This window comes from Rhizobium sp. BK112 (genome assembly GCF_014193215.1).
GTDB lineage: Bacteria > Pseudomonadota > Alphaproteobacteria > Rhizobiales > Rhizobiaceae > Rhizobium > Rhizobium anhuiense.
Window position 1 is genome coordinate 1 of record NZ_JACHYZ010000021.1, and the last position, 20,072, is coordinate 20,072.

The window sequence follows — 20,072 nt, forward strand, 5'->3', positions numbered from 1 at the left end:
ACAAGGACGAGGAGGCGCCGATCTTCCAGGTCGCCGACTACGGACTGGTCGCCGATCTCTTCGACGTCCTGCCGGAATTGCAAAAGGCGCTCTGAACAGCGTGGAGGCGCGGCAAGCCAAACACAACGTCGCGCTCACCTCCGCATGATCCGCCTCCGACCACAGGGGAGCGCCGGCTGGTCGCAGGCTGCATTCGAACACCGTCGGCGACAACCTATGCCGCAACAGAAAACAGGCGACTTGGAGGCGCTAAACTGCACTTGGGCCTGACATTTTGATCAACGTGGCGATACGCCGGATCGCCAGCTGGTACCAATCCGTGCCGAGACCGGCGATAACGCCGTCGGCGCGCAGCGACACGTAGGAATGGTGCCGGAAGCTCTCGCGTTTATGGACGTTCGAAATGTGCACCTCGATCACCGGCTGCTCGAACGCGTTGAGCGCATCGAGGATTGCGACCGAGGTGTGGGTGAAGGCCGCGGGGTTGATGACGATGCCGGCGCCATCCTCGCGCGCCTCATGGATCCAGTCGATAATCTCGTATTCGCGATTGCTCTGGTGAAAGCGGATCTGGTGCCCGAGTTCGTCCGCCACCCGGCGGCAGTCCCTCTCCACGTCGGCAAGCGTCTCATGTCCGTAGATATGCGGCTGGCGCTTGCCGAGGAGGTTCAGGTTCGGTCCGTTGAGAAGGTAGATGGTGCTCATGCTCGAGTCCTTGTCATGATTGGAACCATGTCGTCGTCGGGCGTTCGAAGCAGGTTCAGGCCAGCATTTCCGACACGGCGACGGTGCGGTTCTCCCGTCCGGCCCGGGCGATCGCCAGCACGGTGGCAAGTGTCATCGCGCCATCCCGGGCGGAAATGAGCGGTTCGGCCTTGCCTTCGATGACATCGACGAAATGGTTGAGCTGGTTTTCGTAAGCGCGGCTGCCGTCGAGCGTGATGTGCTGGCGCACCAGGGGATGCTGCCAGTGGCCGGCTTCGGTCTCGTGTCGCCAGACATCCATGCACGGGATCGACAATGCGGCCTTCGTGCCGGCGAGATGGTAGGAATTTTCAGGCTGGTGCGGGAAATAGAGCGCCTGTCCGGCCGCTGTATCCCAATTGAACGGCGACACCGCCGTGTCGCTCATCAGAAGCGTCCCGAGGGCGCCGCCTGCGAAGCGAACGCTGACGCTCGCCGTATCCTCGACCTCGAACGATCGAACGGCGTTGGAGGTGAACGCCATGACCTCGTCGATATCGCCGCAGATGAAGCGCAGGCAATCGATGTCGTGGATGAGGTTGATGAGCAGCGGCCCGCCGCCTGGCTCACGGCGCCATGCCGCGTCGAAATAGGCAGCCGGCTTGTCCGTCATCCACATGGCGTTGACCGCGACCAACCGGCCGAGGATGCCGTCGGCCACGATCTGACGAGCCTTGGCGATATCGGGACTGTGGCGTCGCTGGTGGCCGATCAACACCGGCACATCAGCCTTCTCGGCCGCCGCGACGAGCCGCATCGCAGCATCGAGCGAGTCGGCGATCGGTTTTTCCACAAGGCAGGGAATATTGCGCTCGACGCAGGCGAGCGCCGCTTCCACGTGCAGGGCGTTCGGCAGGGCGATGATGGCGCCGTCCGGTCTCATGCGATCGAGCATTTCGCCAATGTCGGTGAAATACCGCGCGCCGAACTCGTCGGAAACGGCTTTCGCCGCCTCGGAAACGTCGGCGACGCCGACCAGTTCGACGCGGGGATTGGCGCGCAGCAGCGCGGCATGCTCCCGCCCGATCAGCCCTGCTCCCATCAGCACAATTTTCTGGGACACGAAATTCGCTCCTTGCTCAAGGGCAGACCGCCTCACACCTTGGCGATCGCCCGAAGTTCTTCTGCGGTGGTCGTCGGAAAGCCGAAAAACTCGAGATAGGCGGGGATCTGCTCGAACAGCATGTCGACCCCCACCTGGAATTCACAACCGCGCGCCCGCACCGCGGCCAGGAAGGGCGTTATCTCCTGCTTCAGCACCACCTCCCCCACGAATGCGGAGGGCGAGATGCGCGACACGTCAAGCGGCAGGGGGTCGTTGTCGTTCATCCCGAGCGGCGTCGCATTGACGACGATATCGTAGCCGGCGGGATCGGCCGAACCGGTCGTTACCTTGAGAGTGGGATAGTGGAGACGGAGCCGGTCGGCCAGGCCGTTCATCATCGGCACATGGGCGTCATAGAGCGCGAGTTCGGTAATCTCTGCCTGCGCGAGCGAGGCGGCGATCGCCGAGCCGACGCCGCCCGCGCCGATCATCATCGCCCGGCTGCCGCGAACCTGGCGGCCGCGGCGCAGCACGCCGCGCACGAAGCCTTCGCCGTCGAACATATCGCCGATCAGCGTGCCGTTTGGGCCGAGCCGCACCGCGTTGCAGGCGCCGGCCACCTGGGCGCTCTTCGAGACTTCGCCGAGCAAGGCCATGGTGGAAATCTTGTGCGGCATGGTCACGAGCGCGCCGTGGATGTTGGAAAGCCGGAAGACCAGTTTCAGGAACGCCGGATAGTCTTCCGGCCGGCATCCCATCGGGACCACGACCGCATCGATGTCGTTCTTTTCAAAATAGGGATTGTAGATCAGCGGGGCCTTGAACGAATGCGTGGGATAGCCGAGATGCGCGATGAGCTTCGTGGTGCCGCTGATCATCGGCTTGAACCTTCTGGATTTCGCTTTGGCTGCGGCATGGGAGCACCTTGGGCGGCTTCGAACGCCCGGCCGGCCAACCGGCTGGGCAAAGGCTGTTTTCGTGAGGGCGGCGCGACATGACGCGGCGCCGGCAGGCATTGCGCTGAGATCCGCGACACGTCAGTGCCTGCCGAGGATTTCGCCCAGGAACTTCCGCGTGCGCTCGTGTTTCGGGTTGGAAAAGAACTCGACCGGCGACGCCTCCTCGACGATCGCCCCGCTCGCCATGAAGATGACGCGGTCGGCGACCTGCCGGGCAAAACCCATTTCATGGGTGACGCAGATCATCGTCATGCCTTCCCTGGCGAGGTCGATCATCGTGTCCAGCACTTCCTTGACCATTTCCGGATCGAGCGCCGATGTCGGCTCGTCGAAGAGCATCACCTTGGGTCGCATGCAAAGCGCCCGGGCGATTGCGACACGCTGCTGTTGGCCGCCGGAAAGCTGGGCGGGATATTTCTCCGCCTGCTCGGAAATCTTGACACGCTCAAGCAACTGCCGGGCCCTCGCCTCGGCTTCCGCCTTGCCGAGCCTGAGCGCCTTCATCGGCGCCAGCATGCAGTTCTGCAGCACTGTCAGGTGCGGAAAGAGATTGAACTGCTGGAAGACCATGCCCACCTCACGGCGCACCGCATCGATCGTCTTCGACTGATGCCCGAGAAGGATGCCGCCGACGCGGATTTCACCCTTCTCGTATGTCTCCAGGTGATTGATGCAGCGGATCAGCGTCGACTTGCCGCTGCCGGATGGTCCGCACAGGACGATCTTCTCGCCTTTACGCACCGAGATGTCGATGTTGTGAAGCGCCTGGAAGGCTCCATACCACTTCTCGACGCCCGCCATCGTAATCATCATCTCAGCGGCATTTGCCGTAGTCGAGCGGTCGCTCATCGATAAACTCCGTCTTCAGAAATTGTGGGAGGCCTGCGCGTCATGACCGTTGCCTACCGCGCCGATGCCGCAAACCTGCGCTCGAGACGTGCGCCGTAGATCGTCAGGGGGCAGCACATCAGGAAGTACAGGGCGCCGACCACGGCAAAGACCGTCAGCGGCTGGAAGATCTGGTTGGAAACGATGTTGCCGGCGCGGGTCAGCTCCGTGAAACCGACGATCGACGCAAGCGATGTGCCCTTGATGAGCTGGACGAGGAAGCCGATCGTTGCCGGAAGCGAGATGCGCAGCGCTTGCGGCAGGATGACATTCTTCATCCGCCAGACATAGCTGAGGGCAAGCGCCTTGGCCGCCTCCGTCTGGCCGCGCGGAACCGCCTCGATCGAGCCGCGCCAGATCTCGCCGAGATAGGCGCTTGCATGCAGCGTCAACCCGACGGAAACAGCGGCCCAGGCGTCGAGCCTGATGCCGATGAGAGCCAGGCCATAGTAAACGACGAAGAGCTGCATCAGCAGGGGCGTGCCCTGGAAGACGGCGATGTAGCCGGCGGTGATCCGCTCGATCGACCGGATGCCCGACGTCCTCGCCAGCGCTATGCCGAGCCCGGCGATGCCGCCACAGACGAACCCGACGGCCGACAGGGCGACCGTCCATTTCAGGCCGAGGAGCAGGAAGAAAAATTCATCGCGACCCATGAAGCGCCCTCACTTGACCGGATAGCTGAAGTAGCGGGCCGAGAAGAACGCGAAGAGACGCATCATCAGCCAGGAAATGACGAGGTAGAACGCCGTCACGGTGAAATAGACCTCGAAGCTGCGGAAACTGTCGGACTCGATCCGCTGGGAGACGGAGGTCAGCTCATAGGCCGAGATCGCCGACGCGATGCTGGTGGACAGCGTCAGCAGCACGAACTGGCTGGTCAGCGACGGGAAGATTGCCCGAAGCGCCGGCTTCAGGACGATCAGGCGGAAGACCTGGGCCTTGTGCAGGCCGAGCGCCAGCCCTGCCTCCACCTGCCCCTTGGAGATCGATTGCACGCCGCCGCGAATGATCTCGATCGCGTAGGCACCGCCATTGATGCCGAGCGCGATGATTGCCGTCGGCGTCGGATCCAGCCGCACGCCTGCCAGCGGCAGGGCGAAATAGATGAAGAAGATCTGCACCAGGAACGGCGTGTTGCGGATGATCTCGATGAAAGCGATCACCAGCCAGCGGACCGGCTTGAAACGGGACTGGCGGAGCACCACGCCGCCGATGCCGATGATGATCGCCAGGATCATGCCTGAGATGGCAAGCAGGAAGGTGCCGAGACAGGCGGCCAGGAGATCGGGCAGGCCATCGATAACGGGGGTGAAATCCAATGTGTAGTTCATGGTTCTTCCCTGGAGATCAGGATGCCTTCGCCATTCCGGCCATCGCCTCGATGGCCAACTCGTAGCCTCGGGCGCCGAAGCCGATCATGATGCCGGTCGCGGTGCGGGAGATCAGCGAATTGTGATAGATGCTTTCGCGGGCATGCACGTTCGAGATATGGAGCTCGATCTTCGGCCCATCGAATGTCTTTAGCGCATCCAGCAGGGCGACCGACGTGAAGGTGTATCCGGCGGGGTTGATGATGATGCCACAGGCTTCCTTGCGCGCCTGATGCACGGACTCGACCAGTTCGCCCTCGAAATTGGTCTGTCGAAAATCCACGACAAAACCGAGCGCGCCGGCCTTGGCATGGCACCGGTCCCGGATGTCGGCAAGTGTGGTCGTGCCGTAGACCGAAGGTTCGCGCTCGCCGAGAAGGTTGAGATTCGGCCCGTTCAGGACAAAGATCGTGTTGCTCATTTTCAAGCTCCAGGTGCACCGGTACCGTGCATTGCACAGCACCGGCGCAGGCATCGCGTCGTGCGGATGCCGCCTTGCAAGTGGTCAGTGCGGCCGAGAACCGCGGATCAGTTCACGGTAAACGGAATGCCTTCCAGGCTCGCCGGGAATTCGGGAACCGGGACCTTCATCCACTTGTCGTAGACCTTCTTGAGTTCGCCATTGGCCTTGATCTTGTCGATGAAGGTGTTCAGCTCGGCGTTGAGCTCTTTCTCGCCGAGACGGGTGCAGGCGCCGTTGTAGAGCTTCTGGAATTCGAGCTTGTTCTCGAACTTGCCGGGAACGGCTTTCTCCACGCGGTCCATATAGAAAATATTGCCTCCCAGAGCCTCGACCTGGCCGGATGCGAGAGCCTGGATGCTCGGCGCATCACCGTCGTAACGGCGGATGGTTGCCGTCGCCGGCGCGTTCTTGGTGACCTGGGTGTCCTGGGCTGCGCCCTTGGCGACGCCGATCGTCAGATTAGCCATATCTTCATTGGTCTTGATCGACTTGTCCTTCGGACCGATCAACACGATCGCATTGGCAGCGTAAGGCTTGCTGAACTGCACGGCCTTGGCGCGATCGGGCAGCATGGCCATGGTCGCGAAGAGCACGTCGACGCGGCCCGTGGTCAGCGCCGGAATGCGGTTATTGACTTCGAGCGGGACGAATTCAACTTCAACGCCGAGCTCCTTGGCGAACAGCGTCGCGATGTCGGCGTCGAGGCCATCCTGCTTGCCGGCGCTGGTGACGAAGCCCCACGGCGGGTTGTCGCCCTGGATACCGACGACCAGCTTGCCCTTTGCCTTGATCTCGGCGGGCGTGACGGCGGCAGCGGGCTGCGCCATGGAAAACGCGGCCACAAGCGCTGCCGCTCCAAACAACGCGTGACGGCGCTTCACTTTCAATTCGAACATTTCGTGCTCCTCCTCTCATGATCCCATGGGGACCCTGTCAGCACTCCGTTTGCTGACGACAATGCAAAACTGCCATGGGAGCATCTTTAAATCAACAGAGTTTTTCGATAATATATGATAAAATCGATTTCGACATGGAAATCCAGGCTTAAATTATGAAATCAATCTGCACCAGCAGGTGTGGAAACGGCTTTCCAAAAAGGAGGAAGACTGGGATGAAGACTTCGATAGCGACGGTTTCAATCAGCGGCGAGCTGCCCGAAAAATTGGAGGCAATCGCCAAGGCCGGTTTCGGCGGTGTCGAAATCTTCGAGAACGACTTCCTAGCCTTCGATGGCAGTCCTGCCGATGTGGGAAAGATGGTGCGCGATCACGGGCTGGAAATCACCCTGTTCCAACCTTTCCGCGATTTCGAGGGCATGCCGGCCTCCCACCGGCAGAGAACCTTCGACAGGGCGGAGCGCAAGTTCGATGTGATGCAGGAACTCGGCACCGATCTTGTGCTGGTCTGCTCCAACGTCTCGCCGGTCTCCCTCGGCGGCGTCGATCGCGCTGCGGCGGATTTTTACGACCTCGGAGAGCGGGCGGCGAAGCGCGGCCTAAGGATCGGTTACGAAGCGCTCGCCTGGGGCCGCCATGTCAACGACCATCGCGACGCGTGGGAGATCGTCCGGCGGGCCGACCATCCGAATGTCGGCCTGATCCTCGACAGCTTTCACACGCTGTCACGGAAGATCGACATCAATTCGATCCGCTCCATCCCGAAGGACAAGATCTTCATCGTGCAACTCGCCGATGCGCCGTTGATCGACATGGACCTGCTCTACTGGAGCCGGCATTTCCGCAATATGCCGGGCGAAGGCGACCTGCCGGTCACGGCCTTTACCGCCGCCGTCGCCGCGACCGGTTATGACGGCTATTTCTCGCTGGAAATCTTCAACGACCAGTTCCGCGGCGGGCAGGCGCGCTCGATCGCGGCAGACGGCCATCGCTCGCTGATTTATCTCGGCGACCAGGTACGCCGAGCTCCCGGCACGGAAACTCTCAGTGTTGCCTCCATGCCGGACCGGGCGACGGTCAGGGGCGTCGGTTTCGTGGAATTCTCCACCGACGAGGAAGATGCTGCCGACCTCATCGGGATCCTGCGCACGCTCGGCTTCCGCAAGACGGCGGCGCATCGTTCGAAGAAAGTCAGCATTTTCCAGCAGGGCGACATCCGCCTCATCGTCAATACCGAGGAAAAGGGTTTCACCAACGCGTCGTTTGCCGTCCACGGCACCTCGGCCTATGCGATGGCGCTGATCGTGGACGATGCGAAACAGGCTTTCGCGCGGGCCGTGGCGCTTGACGCCGAGCCATTCAGCCAGCCGGTCGCCGCCGGTGAAGTCGAAATCCCGGCGATACGCGGTGTCGGCGGTGGATTGATCTATCTGCTTGATGACCAAAGCGATCTCGGCCGCTTCTCCGAAATCGACTTCATGCCCGTCGAAGACGAAGCTGAAATTGTGCCTGCGCATCTGCTCAGGATCGACCACGTCGCCCAGACCGTGGCCTATGACGAAATGCTGACCTGGCTGCTTTTCTATAGTTCGATCTTCGAGACCCATAAAACGCCGATGGTCGATATTATCGATCCGGCCGGCGTGGTCCGCAGCCAGGTGGTCGAGAACGCATCGGGTTCGCTGCGCATCACCCTGAACGGCGCGGAAAACCGCCGGACACTCGCCGGGCATTTCATCGCGGAAACATTCGGATCGGGCATCCAGCATCTCGCTTTCGATACCGATGATATCTTCGCCACCGCCGAAGCACTTCGCAAAAACGGCTTCCGGCCGCTGCACATCTCGCCGAACTATTATGGTGATGTCGAAGCCCGCTTCGGCCTGGACCCCGAGCTAACCGAGCGGCTGAAGGCGGAAAACATTCTCTACGACCGCGACGAACACGGCGAATATTTCCAGCTCTACAGCGGCACCTATGGCGAGGGCTTCTTCTTCGAGATCGTCGAGCGGCGGAACTATCGCGGCTACGGCGCACCGAACGCCATCTTCCGTATTGCCGCCCTGAAGAAGCTGATGCGGCCGGAAGGATTGCCGAAAATGTAAATAATTCGCGTTACCGCGATCCTATGAGAAAAATTAGTTTCCGCAGGCATTCACGCGCGATTGAATGTGACGAGGATAGCCAATTATATAGGAGGATCGAAAAAATGTCAGAGAAGAATCGAAGTTGCTGAATACAACCAATGAAACCGTCGCGGAAAGCAGCTACCGGCGCATTCGTGCGGATATCATATTCGGCCGCCTGGCGCCGGCGCAGAAGCTGAAACTGGAAAGCCTCAAAGAAACATACGAAACCAGCGTCAGCACCCTGCGGGAAATTCTGAACCGGCTCTCGTCCGAAGGCCTGGTGGTTGCCGAAGGGCAGCGCGGCTTCGAGGTTTCGCCCGTGTCGGCCACCGATCTCAGGGAGATTGCGGCGCTTCGTCTGCTGCTGGAAACCCACGCGCTCGAACAGTCCTTCGAATACGGCGACGTGGAATGGGAAGCCCGCTTGGTTTCTGCTCACTACAAGCTGTCGCGCATGGAGCGGGTGATGGCCACCGGCGATACCGGCCAGGCGGAAGACTGGAAGCGATATGATTGGGAATTCCATCAGGCGCTGATCTCCGCCTGCGGGTCGAAGCTTCTGATGGAAATGCATTCCGTCGTGTTCGACAAATATCTGCGCTATCAGATGGTCGCATTGTCCTATCGCGGCGAAATCGCGGCTAAGGAACACCAGCAGCTTCTGGATGCTGCCTTGAGGCGGGACCAGCAGATGGCGAAGCAGGTCCTGACCGTCCACATCGAGGACGGCGTGGAACATGCACTCGCCCGCAACGCATTGCGGTAGTGACGGCTCGAACCATGAATCGCGGAGAACGGAAGTGAAATCAGGAGAAGCCGTGCTCGAGCGATCGGGCGAAACAGGCGAAACCATCAGTGACGTGGTCTTTCGCCAGGTGAGGCAGGATATCATCGTCGGCATATTGCCGCCCGGCACCAAGATAAAGCTCGAGCAGGCCAAGGAGCGTTATTCGATCAGCGTGTCGTCGCTGCGCGAGATCCTGAGCCGCCTCACGACAGAAAATCTGGTAATCGCCGAAGGGCAACGGGGCTTCGAGGTCAGTCCCGCCTCACGCCAGGAATTGATGGAACTCGCCGATCTGCGCATCGTGCTGGAGACCCATGCGATGGACCTTGCATTTGCGGCCGGCGATCTGGAATGGGAAGGCCGGATCGTCGCCGCGCATCACAAGCTCGCGGCTGCGGAGCGCCGGCTGCTCTCTGGTGATGCCTCGCGCACGATCGATTGGGTGCGCTACGACTGGGAATTTCACCAGGCGATCGTTTCTGCCTGCAATTCGGCGACGTTGATGGCGAGCCTTTCCTCGGTCTTCGACCGCTTCCTTCGCTATCACCTGCTGGCCGAGAGCTTCCGCGGCAAGGCGGTCGTCGACGATCACAAGCTGCTGTTCGAGCTCGCGCTGGGCAGGGATGGCGAAGGTGCAAAGGCTGTTCTCAGGCAGCACGTTCAAAGCGGCGTGGAGCATGTCCTGAAGAGCAGCAAGATTTTCTAAAGCCGCCTACAACCCGGTACCGGCCTTGGAGATGACCAAGAGCGATGTGTGCCACATCGATGCAAACCGATCATTTCGACAACTTTGGGGCGCAAGGAAGCACGGTCTGAAGCTTCATAGTTCTTGCCTGCGGGAGATGCTCCACTAAATCCGCTCAGATGGACGTTCAGGAGAACGCAGTTTCGATGAACCCGGCGAGCGCATCCACGCGGACGCCGCTTCAGGTGCGAAGTCCAGCTGTCATGGCGGAGGTCGAGCGCCTTCTGGCGGGCCGCACACGCGACATCCGCCTGGAAGGCGAGCTTCACGGACTTTTTCGGAAACGTTCGTGGTCGCAGGCGGCCAAGATCATTCGCGCCTGGATGATCTGGGTCGCTTTGCTGGACGGCGTGACCTTGGGCCTCAACGCCATCCTGCTTCCACTGCCGATCGTGCTGTCGATGCTCTTGCCCGCCTGCATCCTTCCGCCCTCAGCCCTGGCCACCGCCTTCGTCTGGCGAAAACCGCGCGCATCCTGGCTGCAGGGGCTCTCTCTGATCGCCGGCATGTTCTTCATCCTGCTCTCGGTCGCCCTGGTGGGCGTCAGCGCCGGTGGCGCGTTTTATGAGCGGCATTTGAACATCATGCTGGTCGTGGCGATTACCGCGATGATCATCTTCGCCGTCCCGATGGCCTGGACGGTGATGATCGCAGCATCGGCGCTCGGTCTCTATCTGTTTTTCCAGCTTCATAATCCGGGGCTTGACTTGGGAAGCGCCGTGGCTGCGACGCTGTTTTTTGCAAGTGGTGTCGTTGCAACCGTCGTGGCGCGACGCACGATGACGATCCTGGCCCAGAAGGCCTTCCTTCTCGAACTTCGGGACCGAAGCCGCGTGGCGGAACTGGCCGACGCAAATGCGCGCCTCGAGTTGCTTGCGAGAACCGATCCCCTGACCGGCATCGCCAACCGGCGCTGGATGATGGAGATGCTCAATCGCCTCTGGGGCATCGACGAGCCCTGTCCCGAAGGCGCTTCCTTGCTGATGTGCGACATCGATCAGTTCAAGAACCTGAATGACAGCCTTGGGCACGCCGAGGGTGATCGCTGTCTGGTGAAGGTCGCCGGCATTATTCAGAGCAGCGTGAGGCACGGTCGCGATCACGTGGCCCGTTATGGCGGCGAAGAATTTCTTGTCCTGCTTCCTGGACTGGATGGTGAGGAGGCGGTTGCCGTCGCCGACAATATTCGCAAGCGGGTTGAAGCCGCCTCCCTTCCGAACCCCGCATCCCGCGTCGCTCCCTACGTCACCCTCAGCATCGGAGTGGCCACTCACGCGCCGAACAGTCAGGCAATTTCGGTAGAGGAACTCCAGCGCCAGGCCGATGCGGCGCTTTATCTCGCCAAACAGGCGGGCCGCAATCGGGTGGCGCGGCATAAAGCGGATTTGCCAGGCGCGTAATGCCGGCGCATGACGCCGACGGCTTTCTCAGGCCACAACCGGAACCGGCGCGCTGTCGTTCGGCAGCAATCGCGCCACGGCGCTCAGGAGATCCGTCTGCGATATCAGGCCGAGGATTCGGTAATCGTCATCAACGACGATGACGGCATGTGTGCGCCCGTCGGTCAGCACAGGCAACAGTGAAAGAGCGGCATCCGAAGGTCTCGCCACCGCCGGCCTCGAGATCGCGTGTGCGATCGTCTCGGTACTTCCGGACAATTCCCGCAGGCCGACGGTGCCGATGAGACGGCCCTCCGGGTCCTTCACCGGCAGGGTGCGGATATTATGCTTCAAGAGAAGGTGACGCGCGGCATCCGGTTCCGACGTTTCCCCGATGGCGATCACGTCACGCGACATGATATCGGCACAGCTGATCTTGCCGTTCGAGCGGATGGCCGCCTGCAGCTCGACCTGCTGCAGCAGTCGGTTGAGGTCTGCCCGGTCGATATCGAAGGTTTCGTCGAGCACTTCGAGAGCCGCATCGACGTCCTCCTCGCGGAACCCTACCCGCGCGGCCGACGGCAGGTCGATCGTCTGATGGGTGTTCTCCGCCTTGAGAACGACGTGCGGATAATTCCGCTTGGAAAGCTTGTGGAACAGCAGGCCAAGGCCGACGAGAATGCAGGAGTTCAAAGCGACGGGCACGAAGGGAAAGAGGAAGCCCCAGCCGGCAACGACAGGACCACCGAGCACGGCGGTCAGGGCCGCGGCTCCTCCCGGAGGGTGAAGGCAGCGCGTGAAGGACATTGCGCCGATCGCAAGCGAAACGCCGACACCGGTCGCGATGATCGGATCACGAATGAAATAGGCGGCCACAATCCCCATCAGCGCTGAAATCGTATTGCCGCCGATGATCGACCATGGCTGCGCCAGCGGGCTTGCCGGCACCGCGAAAAGAAGCACCGCGGACGCCCCCATCGGCGCGACGATCAGTGGCAGATGCGGCCCCTGCCCGAACAGATAGCCGCTGATGACGCCGGTCAGACCAATGGCCAGCAAAGCGCCGAGGCATGCGATCAATCGCTCCCGCAAGGTCGCACCGGCCAGGATCGGTGAGAACAGACGGAAGCGGCGGAAGCGGCTCGGTCCCACCTTCGGGGAAACGGGAAACTGCATGACAAGACCAATTTCGAACGAGGATTATCTGGCGGATGAAGGAAGAGCAGGTGCGAGTTAGTTTGCTGCCAGTCTGATATCTCTGCCCTTTGTCGCGCTGAGCACTTCGTGGAACGCATTGAACGCGCTCGGGCGGTCATTCCTGCGGTAGACGAGCAGCGTCTCGACGGGTCCCAGCTGGTAAGTCTGGGCAGACGTCGGCCAGTGCATCAGATCGAGAACGGATCTCGGCATGACGCCGGCCGTATTGCCGGTCGCAACGCTTGCCAGAATCGCGTGGTAGGAGCCGAGCTCGCTGGTCGGCAGGGCGCTCGATTTGCGCACCCAGTTTTCGGCGATCCGGCGATAGGTGCAGCCGGGCTCCAAAGCGGCGAGCGCCCCGACACGCAGGTCGGCGGCGGATTTGATGGCGGGATGGCCGGACGGCAGTACGATCAACAGGTCCTCGACAAAGACCGGCTCCATCTCCAGGGCCTTGAGTTCGGCATCGAAGCCCGAGTCTTCCTCACGCATCGCCTTCGGCAGGCGGGCAATCAGCGCGCAATCGAGCACATCGGAGAGAACATCGCGGGTCAGATCGCGGGACGCCCCCATCGTCAGATGCAGCGATACATCGGGCCACATCTGGTTGAATTGCGTCAGTGCCGCCGGCAGCCTGCTTGCCGCCGTGCTCTCCATGGTGCCGACCCGCAACGTCCCCGATGGGGCGAGAGGCCGCACAGCCTGGCGCGCTTCCAGCGCCAGCGCCTTGAGCCGGTTGGCATAGAAAAGAAACGTCTCGCCCTCCCGCGTCAGGGTCATCTTCTTGCCATCGCGGCTGAAGAGGGAAACGCCGAGGTCCTCCTCCAATTGCTGGATGCGCGTCGTCACGTTCGACGGCACCCGCCCCACAGCCTTGGCGGCCTTGGTAACGCTGCGGTCGCTGGCGACGGCGAGGAATATGTCGATCGACGAAAGGTCCAATGAAAAGATCTCGTTTTCGGAATTAAGGCTAGAGATAATTCTCTATATAAAAATCATCGACATTGCTCAAGCCGGTTTCGGCACCGGACAAAAAAACGCAAGCCGGCAGGCAGGCGATTGCCGAAAAAAGGGTCGGGTCGCCGCGGAAATAGCCATGCAACCTACGACATTGCCTCTGTCGGACGACGTTTTGAGGGTTTGAGCTTGGCACACGGTTTGCATCCGCAAACCTATCTGCAGATCGATCGGCGACGACCTCATGTTGCATCTTGTCTTGACCTGTCTTCTTCTGAGCGTCGCTTCAGGCTTGAGCATGCGGCGTTTTCTGCTGCCGTATTTCGCCGGCGGCGATCTCGCCGAGAAGTCCGCCCCTGTGACAGTCGTCGCAAGTGCCGTCTTTCTGGCAGCGATCGCTTTCACCGTCTCCGACCAGGATCTTTGGGCAAAATCCGTCATTCTGATGCTCGGCCTTTTACTGGCCGCAATGTTTGACGACGCGAGACCCAAGCTGACGATCGCCCTTTCCGCCGTCAGTCTGGCGGCCTATCTCGGGCTGCGTTCGATCGGCTGAGCATCCAACCATCACCCAAACAGATCAGGGGTCACGGAACACGGCGACTCATCGCCGGTGTCGACGCCCAATCGAGCTTGCATCCATCGACGAAAATCATTCGTCAACGCAGCCACATCCTGCAACCTGAAACATCTCCCGACGGGCGATAAGGAAGACTTCGCGCAATACGGGAAAATGATCTCTATTGAAGAATATTTCCTCACTGTTATTCTCCATCATAGAACATTTTCCGAGGCACGCTGGGATCGCAGGAAGCAGAAATCAGACCTCTCACGATCGGTGTCGATCTCGACTCCAGGAAATCGAGACCAGCGGCTCCCGTGCCGTGAGGATGTTCGAATTGCGTCGGTGAGGAGGCGAGCGGCGATCCATGGACAGCGATCCGGCAGGAAAAATTTGGTCGGAATGGTATGCGTGGCATCCCGTCTTGCCGATCGACGACACGATATTCTGGCTCGAAACCGTCTACCGGAGGCAAGGCCCGGCGGGTCTCTGGCAATATCGTTCGTTCCGGCCGGAATTCGAACGCCGGCAGGCTCTGACCGACATGCCCGTCTGTCCCGGCGCTTAGAGCCTTTCCGGATTAGCTTGCAGCATTCTGTTGGCTCAAACGGAGTCGGATGGTCGACCGGCCGGCGCGCGCCGCAGCCCCCTTAGCCCTGACGAGAACCTGCTCCGGCAGAATGCTGCAAGCTAATCCGGAAAGGCTATAAATCACCCGAGCGCCTGGCTGACGAGCGCATAGGTTTTCGGCGCATGCGCTGCCTGACGCTCCGGATGCGGGAGCCATGGGCCACCGAACGACATGGTCGTGACGATGTCGTAGACCGAAAGACCACAGCGGGAGAGGAAATCGGAAAACGTTCCGCCCTTTTCGCGTGTGTCGAGGCGCAGGAACGCCCCCCTATGCTCGCCTGCGTGCGGACGGATTACGGCGATCGCGTCCGCATCGTTGCCCGCCACGACCGGACCGATGACATGGCCGCGCCCGAACCGCCGGCAAAGCGAGAAGGCCTCGATCCTGCCGGCGCGGCTCAACACGATACCCTTGGAATTAGCCATGAGCCGGGCCAGGAGCAGCTTGCGTTCCGTGCCGAAGGCCACGCAATCCAATTGCGCAATCGCGTCCAGATCTCCAGCCTCGACCGCCCGTATCACGGCGCCGGGCGGCAGCTCCACATCCGGCGGCGATATCGCTTCGCCCTGGCATTGAAAGACAGATGCCTCCCGAATGAAATTCAGGGAACGATAGAGACGTCGCGCGGCACGCGTCGCGTTCAGCCCTAGGTGGCGCCCGGCGACCTGATCCAGCACGTGGCCCATCAGCCATTGCCCGGCACCGTTGGTTTGCAGGCGCGGCGAGGTGATGACCATACCGACCGTGGCAAATTGCGCATCATAGGGAAACCACATCGCGGAGCCGAGAATGCGGCCGATTTCATCGATCGCCACGACGCCCTCGCCGAACTCACGCATGAATTGCCAGTCTTCGGCGCGATGCGGCCACGCGACGGTCATCGAAAGCGCATGCAGTTTGTCGAGATCGACGCTGTCGATCCCGGCAAGACGCATCTCGAAACTGTCGACGATCCTGGATTCGGATGTCAGTTCACTCACCCGGCCCTCCTGCCGCATTGTCTCGCCCAGCCTGCGCTCGGAAACTTCTGTGACCAGACTAGAACAGATCGTTCGATACAATTCACTGGGGAAGCGCGCGCAAACACAACAATCGACCAAATCCCGATGCGCATTCGGCAAATAACGCCTGCGCCTGCCTTTAGAGTCATTGACCAGGCCCGGATCGGCCGCAATCGCCGTTCACCGTGAGGACCCGGAATGTCGCCTCCCGTCAGCCCAGTTACAAGCACCCCAAGAATCCCGCCGCGTTGTGAAGAATCCCATGCAGGCAATTGAAATTCTCGAAAGGCTCGTCGGCTTTCCCTCGGTCGTCGGCACGCCGAACGCCGAGATCGTCGCATGGATCCGGCACTACCTGCAAAGCCACGGCGTTGTTGTCACGGAGCTTCCCGGCCCGGAGGGCGACCGGTCGAACCTCTTCGCCACGATCGGCCCGAAGGAAACGCCGGGTTATATCCTCTCGGGCCATATGGACGTGGTCCCCGCCGCCGAAGGCGGCTGGACCAGCGATCCGTTCCGCCTGCGGGCCGAAGGGGACCGCTTCTACGGTCGCGGCGCCACCGACATGAAGGGCTTCCTGGCCGCCGTGCTCGCCGCTGTCCCGGCGATTGCGGCCATGCCGCTTCGCCGGCCCGTCCACCTTGCCTTTTCCTATGACGAGGAGGCCGGCTGCCGCGGCGCGCCGCATATGATCGCCCGCCTGCCGGAGCTCTGCGCAACTCCGCTTGGAGCGATCATCGGCGAGCCGAGCGGCATGCGGGCAATCCGCGCCCATAAGGGCAAGGCCGCCGCCCGGCTGACGGTCAGAGGCCGGGCAGGCCACTCCTCGCGCCCGGATCAGGGGCTGAATGCGATCCATGCCATCACCAGCGTTTTGGTTTGCGCCAGCGCCGAAGCCGACCGGCTGACCTCCGGGCCGTTCGAAGATGTTTTCGAACCGCCCTACTCCTCCCTTCAGGTCGGCACGCTGAAGGGCGGCCAGGCGGTCAATATCATTCCCGACATTTGCGAGGCCGAGTTCGAAGCGCGGGCCATTTCCGGCGTCGATCCGGCAACGCTGCTAGCGCCGTTGCGAGCATCGGCCGAGACGCTGTCGCAGCGTGGTTTCCAAGTAGAATGGCGCGAACTCAGCGCCTATCCGGCGTTGTCGCTTGCCGCCGACGCGCCGCTTGCGGCGCTGCTTGGCGAACTGACCGGCATCGAGCCGCTCGCCGCCGTCAGCTACGGCACGGAGGCCGGGCTTTTCCAGCGCGCCGGCATCGATGCGATCATCTGCGGACCGGGCGACATCGGTCGCGCCCACAAGCCGGATGAATTCATCCGTGCCGGTGAACTGCTCGCCTGCCAGGCGATGGTCGAGGCGCTCGGCCGCCGCTGCGCCTGAAGCACGAGATCAAGGAGCCGACGCAATGACCTTTCTCTTCAATTCGGACGCGAAGCGCGGCGCCATCTTCGCCGAAGCCTTCGCGCGCGAACTGCCGGACATCGCCTTCTCCATGGATCCCAAGTCGGTCGAAGCCGAGGCCGTGCGCTATCTCATCACCTGGACCCTGCCGGATGATCTCGCGCGCTACCGCAATCTCGAAATCCTCTTTTCGATTGGTGCCGGGATCGACCAGTTCCGCATCGATGCCGTGCCTACGTCGGTGAAGGTGGTGCGCATGGTCGAGGACGGCATAATCAGGATGATGCAGGAATATGTGACGCTTTCCGTACTTGCGCTCCATCGCGACCTGCCGACCTATCTCGACCAGCAGCGGCGCCGGACCTGGCAGGCGGTCGCGCCGGTGCAGGCCTCGAACCGCCGCATCGGCGTGCTCGGGCTTGGCATGCTCGGAACCGCCGTGCTCGAACGCTTGCTACCCTTCGGCTTTCCACTTTCGGGCTGGAGCCGCAGCCCGCGCGAGATCGACGGCATCCGATGCCTGAGCGGTCGGGACGGCCTCGATACTCTGCTTGATACCACCGATATTCTTGTCTGCCTGCTACCGCTGACGGACGAGACGCGCGGCTTCCTGAATGCCGGCCTCTTCGCCAGGATGCCGGCTGGTGCGGCGCTCGTCCATGCCGGTCGCGGCGCACAGCTCGACCATCGGGCACTCGTCGCCGCACTCGATGCCGGGCATCTTTCCGGCGCCGTTATCGACGTCACCGAGCCGGAGCCGCTTCCCGCGGACCACGCCTTCTGGAGCCACCCGAAGATCCTGCTGACTCCGCACATTGCGAGCGTCACCCAAGCTGAAACCGCCGCTGCAGCCGTGATCGGCAACATCAAACGCTATCAGGCGGGCCTCGACCCGATCGGACTGATCGATCGCAGCCGCGGCTACTGAATTCTTAACCCAGGAAAGCAAAATCATGTCCCTTCTCAAGACGATCGACACCAACCCGACCTCCACGCCGCGCGAGTCCGGCCCGCTGCCCGAACGGCTGATCTCCGGTAACCCGGCCTTCAAGACCTGGGCGCAGGACGTCGCTCGCGGCGAGACGGTTCATAGCGGCGTGTGGGAAGCCACCCCCGGCGAGACGCGCTCGATCAAGGGAGAGACGTTCGAGTTCTGCCATATCCTTTCCGGCCTGATCGAGATCACCCCGGAAGGTGGCGAACCGGTGGTCTACAGAGCCGGCGACAGCTTCGTCATGAAGCCCGGCTTCGTCGGCGTCTGGAAGACGATCGAGACGGTGCGCAAAATCTACGTGACCGTGTCGTAATGCCAACGCCGTAGATTTGACTGGCCGCAGCGGCGAAAACGCAATTTTTCGCCGCTGCGGCATCGCCGGTCGATGAATGCTGCTCGCTTTCCCCGGTTAGGCTTGCCTCAGCCCACCCCGAGGACATGCAATGACACTAAGCTTCGATCCGAACACGATTTCCCTGCCCGTCGGGCATTTCATCGGCGGCCGGCTGATTCCGGCCGAAGCCGTGATCGACATGCATCGTCCCTCCGACGGCAAGGCCTATGCGGGCTGCCCGCTGGCTGACGCAGCAGTTGTCGACCACGCTGTCGAAACCGCCAAGAAGGCGTTGAGGACGAGCAATTGGGGCGGCGTGCGGCCGCGCGAGCGCACCGTGGCGTTGCAGCGCTGGGCGGATCTGATCGAGGCGGAGGCAGAGACCCTCGCCAGGCTTGAAGCGCTCTCGTCGACACGGCCCATCGGCCATCTCGTCGCCGGCGACATCGCCGTCACTGCCGAGCAGATCCGTTTCTTTGCCGAATTCGCCGACAAGGAAGGCGGCGACCTCGTTCCGACCGACGATACCAATTTCGGCATGATCATGACCGAACCCTACGGTGTCGTCGGCGCCATCACGCCCTGGAATTTTCCCCTGTCCATGGCGGGCTGGAAGCTCGGCCCGGCGCTGGCGGCGGGCAATGCGGTGGTGTTGAAACCATCGGAGATGACGCCGTTCTCGACACTCTATCTCGCCGAACTTTCGGTGCGGGCCGGTCTGCCGGCCGGTCTCGTCAACATCGTGCTCGGTAACGGCCCGACCACCGGAAATGCGATCACCGGACATCCCGGCATCGCCAAGGTCAGCTTTACCGGCTCGACTGCGGCCGGCTCGGCGATCATGACCAATATCGCTCGCACCGGCGTCAAGCCGATGACGCTCGAACTTGGCGGCAAAAGTCCGCAGTTGGTCTTTGCCGATGCCGATCTCGAGCTCGCTGCGGGCGCAATCGCCGGCAGCATTCTTTCCAACGCCGGTCAGGCCTGCGTCTGCGGTTCCCGCCTGATCGTCGAGGCGAAGGTGGCGGACGCGCTCGCGGCCGCACTTGTCGAGAGGCTGGCGGCCATCCGCCCCGGCCCCACCTGGGATGAAGCGACCGATTATTCGCCCGTCATCTCCGAACGCCAGATCGCCCGCATGGACGGTATCATCCGCGCCGCGATCGACGGCGGGGCCGAGTGCCTCACCGGTGGCCGCCGCCTCGACCGCGAAGGCTATTTCTACGCGCCGACGCTGATGTCTGGCGTGACGGCAACGTCGCCGGCGGTTCTCGAGGAAATCTTCGGACCGGTGCTGACCATGCAGACTTTCGAGGACGAGGAGGAGGCGCTGAGCCTCGCCGACCATCCGGCTTACGGGCTCGCCGCCGGCCTCTTCACCCGGGATCTGTCGCGCGCCATCCGCGTAACGCGCCGCCTGCAGGCCGGCACCGTCTGGGTCAACCGCTACGGCCGCTCGCGCGACCATATCCTGCCGACCGGCGGCTACAAGCAGTCCGGTATCGGCAAGGATCTCGGCCGCGAAGCCTATCTCGCCAACCGCAAGAGCAAGAGTGTGCTCATCAGCCTGTAAGGACCTG

At 61.9% G+C, this 20,072-nt stretch carries 21 protein-coding genes and 1 pseudogene; 11 read left to right on the forward strand and 11 right to left on the reverse strand.

Translation table 11 applies throughout. The features are described from left to right. Positions 1-95, forward strand: a pseudogene (locus FHT75_RS33165) (electron transfer flavoprotein subunit alpha/FixB family protein); the annotation flags it as partial. 154 nt (positions 96-249) lie between these two features. On the opposite strand, the gene aroQ reads toward FHT75_RS33165, so the two are convergent. From aroQ to FHT75_RS33205, 8 genes are all read right to left on the reverse strand, one after another. Next, positions 250-705 (reverse strand): type II 3-dehydroquinate dehydratase, encoded by a 456-nt coding sequence (gene aroQ, locus FHT75_RS33170; protein WP_183845606.1) that lies wholly within the window; start codon positions 703-705, stop codon positions 250-252. Positions 706-760: 55 nt separating this feature from the next. Continuing rightward, on the reverse strand, positions 761-1,807 hold the full coding sequence (locus FHT75_RS33175) for a Gfo/Idh/MocA family protein (protein ID WP_210179969.1): 1,047 nt from the start codon (positions 1,805-1,807) through the stop codon (positions 761-763). A 32-nt stretch (positions 1,808-1,839) separates the two neighbouring features. Next, positions 1,840-2,667 carry a shikimate dehydrogenase family protein gene (locus tag FHT75_RS33180; RefSeq protein WP_063474192.1) on the reverse strand — a complete coding sequence of 276 codons (828 nt, stop codon included), beginning with the start codon at positions 2,665-2,667 and terminating at the stop codon, positions 1,840-1,842. Positions 2,668-2,826: 159 nt separating this feature from the next. After that, a complete protein-coding gene (locus FHT75_RS33185) occupies positions 2,827-3,558 on the reverse strand; it encodes an amino acid ABC transporter ATP-binding protein (protein WP_049810853.1) in 732 nt (243 codons plus the stop codon). A 92-nt stretch (positions 3,559-3,650) separates the two neighbouring features. Continuing rightward, positions 3,651-4,292 (reverse strand): amino acid ABC transporter permease, encoded by a 642-nt coding sequence (locus tag FHT75_RS33190; RefSeq protein WP_028755650.1) that lies wholly within the window; start codon positions 4,290-4,292, stop codon positions 3,651-3,653. Between the two features lie 9 nt (positions 4,293-4,301). Further along, positions 4,302-4,970 carry an amino acid ABC transporter permease gene (locus FHT75_RS33195; RefSeq protein WP_028757714.1) on the reverse strand — a complete coding sequence of 223 codons (669 nt, stop codon included), beginning with the start codon at positions 4,968-4,970 and terminating at the stop codon, positions 4,302-4,304. A gap of 16 nt (positions 4,971-4,986) precedes the next feature. Then, entirely contained in the window at positions 4,987-5,430 is a 444-nt protein-coding gene (locus FHT75_RS33200) for a type II 3-dehydroquinate dehydratase (RefSeq protein WP_028755648.1), read from the reverse strand. A 107-nt stretch (positions 5,431-5,537) separates the two neighbouring features. Then, positions 5,538-6,368 (reverse strand): transporter substrate-binding domain-containing protein, encoded by an 831-nt coding sequence (locus FHT75_RS33205; protein ID WP_028755647.1) that lies wholly within the window; start codon positions 6,366-6,368, stop codon positions 5,538-5,540. A 215-nt stretch (positions 6,369-6,583) separates the two neighbouring features. Between FHT75_RS33205 and FHT75_RS33210 the strand changes: the two genes are divergently transcribed. The 4 genes from FHT75_RS33210 to FHT75_RS33225 all read left to right on the forward strand — a co-directional run bounded on the left by FHT75_RS33210 (position 6,584) and on the right by FHT75_RS33225 (position 11,429). Beyond that, positions 6,584-8,473 (forward strand): bifunctional sugar phosphate isomerase/epimerase/4-hydroxyphenylpyruvate dioxygenase family protein, encoded by a 1,890-nt coding sequence (locus tag FHT75_RS33210; protein ID WP_047619661.1) that lies wholly within the window; start codon positions 6,584-6,586, stop codon positions 8,471-8,473. A gap of 124 nt (positions 8,474-8,597) precedes the next feature. Further along, entirely contained in the window at positions 8,598-9,263 is a 666-nt protein-coding gene (locus FHT75_RS33215; RefSeq protein WP_028757405.1) for a GntR family transcriptional regulator, read from the forward strand. Between the two features lie 34 nt (positions 9,264-9,297). Continuing rightward, the gene (locus FHT75_RS33220) at positions 9,298-9,990 is read left to right on the forward strand and encodes a GntR family transcriptional regulator (RefSeq protein WP_373289188.1); all 693 of its coding nucleotides are present in this window, start codon (positions 9,298-9,300) and stop codon (positions 9,988-9,990) included. 158 nt (positions 9,991-10,148) lie between these two features. Continuing rightward, entirely contained in the window at positions 10,149-11,429 is a 1,281-nt protein-coding gene (locus FHT75_RS33225; RefSeq protein WP_049813465.1) for a GGDEF domain-containing protein, read from the forward strand. A 27-nt stretch (positions 11,430-11,456) separates the two neighbouring features. Here FHT75_RS33225 and FHT75_RS33230 read toward each other — a convergent pair whose 3' ends face one another. Further along, positions 11,457-12,584 carry an HPP family protein gene (locus tag FHT75_RS33230; protein ID WP_063473499.1) on the reverse strand — a complete coding sequence of 376 codons (1,128 nt, stop codon included), beginning with the start codon at positions 12,582-12,584 and terminating at the stop codon, positions 11,457-11,459. Positions 12,585-12,641: 57 nt separating this feature from the next. Beyond that, positions 12,642-13,547, reverse strand: a complete 906-nt coding sequence (locus FHT75_RS33235; protein WP_183845605.1) for a LysR substrate-binding domain-containing protein — start codon at positions 13,545-13,547, stop codon at positions 12,642-12,644. A gap of 259 nt (positions 13,548-13,806) precedes the next feature. Between FHT75_RS33235 and FHT75_RS33240 the strand changes: the two genes are divergently transcribed. Together FHT75_RS33240 and FHT75_RS33245 are read left to right on the forward strand one after the other, a co-directional pair. Beyond that, positions 13,807-14,118 carry a hypothetical protein gene (locus FHT75_RS33240; RefSeq protein ID WP_028755640.1) on the forward strand — a complete coding sequence of 104 codons (312 nt, stop codon included), beginning with the start codon at positions 13,807-13,809 and terminating at the stop codon, positions 14,116-14,118. A gap of 373 nt (positions 14,119-14,491) precedes the next feature. Continuing rightward, positions 14,492-14,692, forward strand: coding sequence for a hypothetical protein (locus FHT75_RS33245; RefSeq protein ID WP_063473498.1), 201 nt, complete (start codon positions 14,492-14,494; stop codon positions 14,690-14,692). Positions 14,693-14,835: 143 nt separating this feature from the next. On the opposite strand, the gene FHT75_RS33250 is transcribed toward FHT75_RS33245, so the two are convergent. Next, positions 14,836-15,756 carry a GNAT family N-acetyltransferase gene (locus tag FHT75_RS33250; protein WP_063473497.1) on the reverse strand — a complete coding sequence of 307 codons (921 nt, stop codon included), beginning with the start codon at positions 15,754-15,756 and terminating at the stop codon, positions 14,836-14,838. 265 nt (positions 15,757-16,021) lie between these two features. On the opposite strand from FHT75_RS33250, the gene argE reads away from it, so the two are divergent. From argE to FHT75_RS33270, 4 genes are all read left to right on the forward strand, one after another. Next, positions 16,022-17,143 (forward strand): acetylornithine deacetylase, encoded by a 1,122-nt coding sequence (gene argE / locus FHT75_RS33255; RefSeq protein ID WP_063473496.1) that lies wholly within the window; start codon positions 16,022-16,024, stop codon positions 17,141-17,143. Positions 17,144-17,168: 25 nt separating this feature from the next. Beyond that, on the forward strand, positions 17,169-18,092 hold the full coding sequence (locus FHT75_RS33260; protein ID WP_028755636.1) for a 2-hydroxyacid dehydrogenase: 924 nt from the start codon (positions 17,169-17,171) through the stop codon (positions 18,090-18,092). A gap of 25 nt (positions 18,093-18,117) precedes the next feature. After that, positions 18,118-18,471 (forward strand): cupin domain-containing protein, encoded by a 354-nt coding sequence (locus FHT75_RS33265; protein ID WP_028755635.1) that lies wholly within the window; start codon positions 18,118-18,120, stop codon positions 18,469-18,471. Between the two features lie 130 nt (positions 18,472-18,601). Then, positions 18,602-20,065, forward strand: a complete 1,464-nt coding sequence (locus tag FHT75_RS33270) for an aldehyde dehydrogenase family protein (protein WP_028755634.1) — start codon at positions 18,602-18,604, stop codon at positions 20,063-20,065. Positions 20,066-20,072 lie beyond the last annotated feature (7 nt).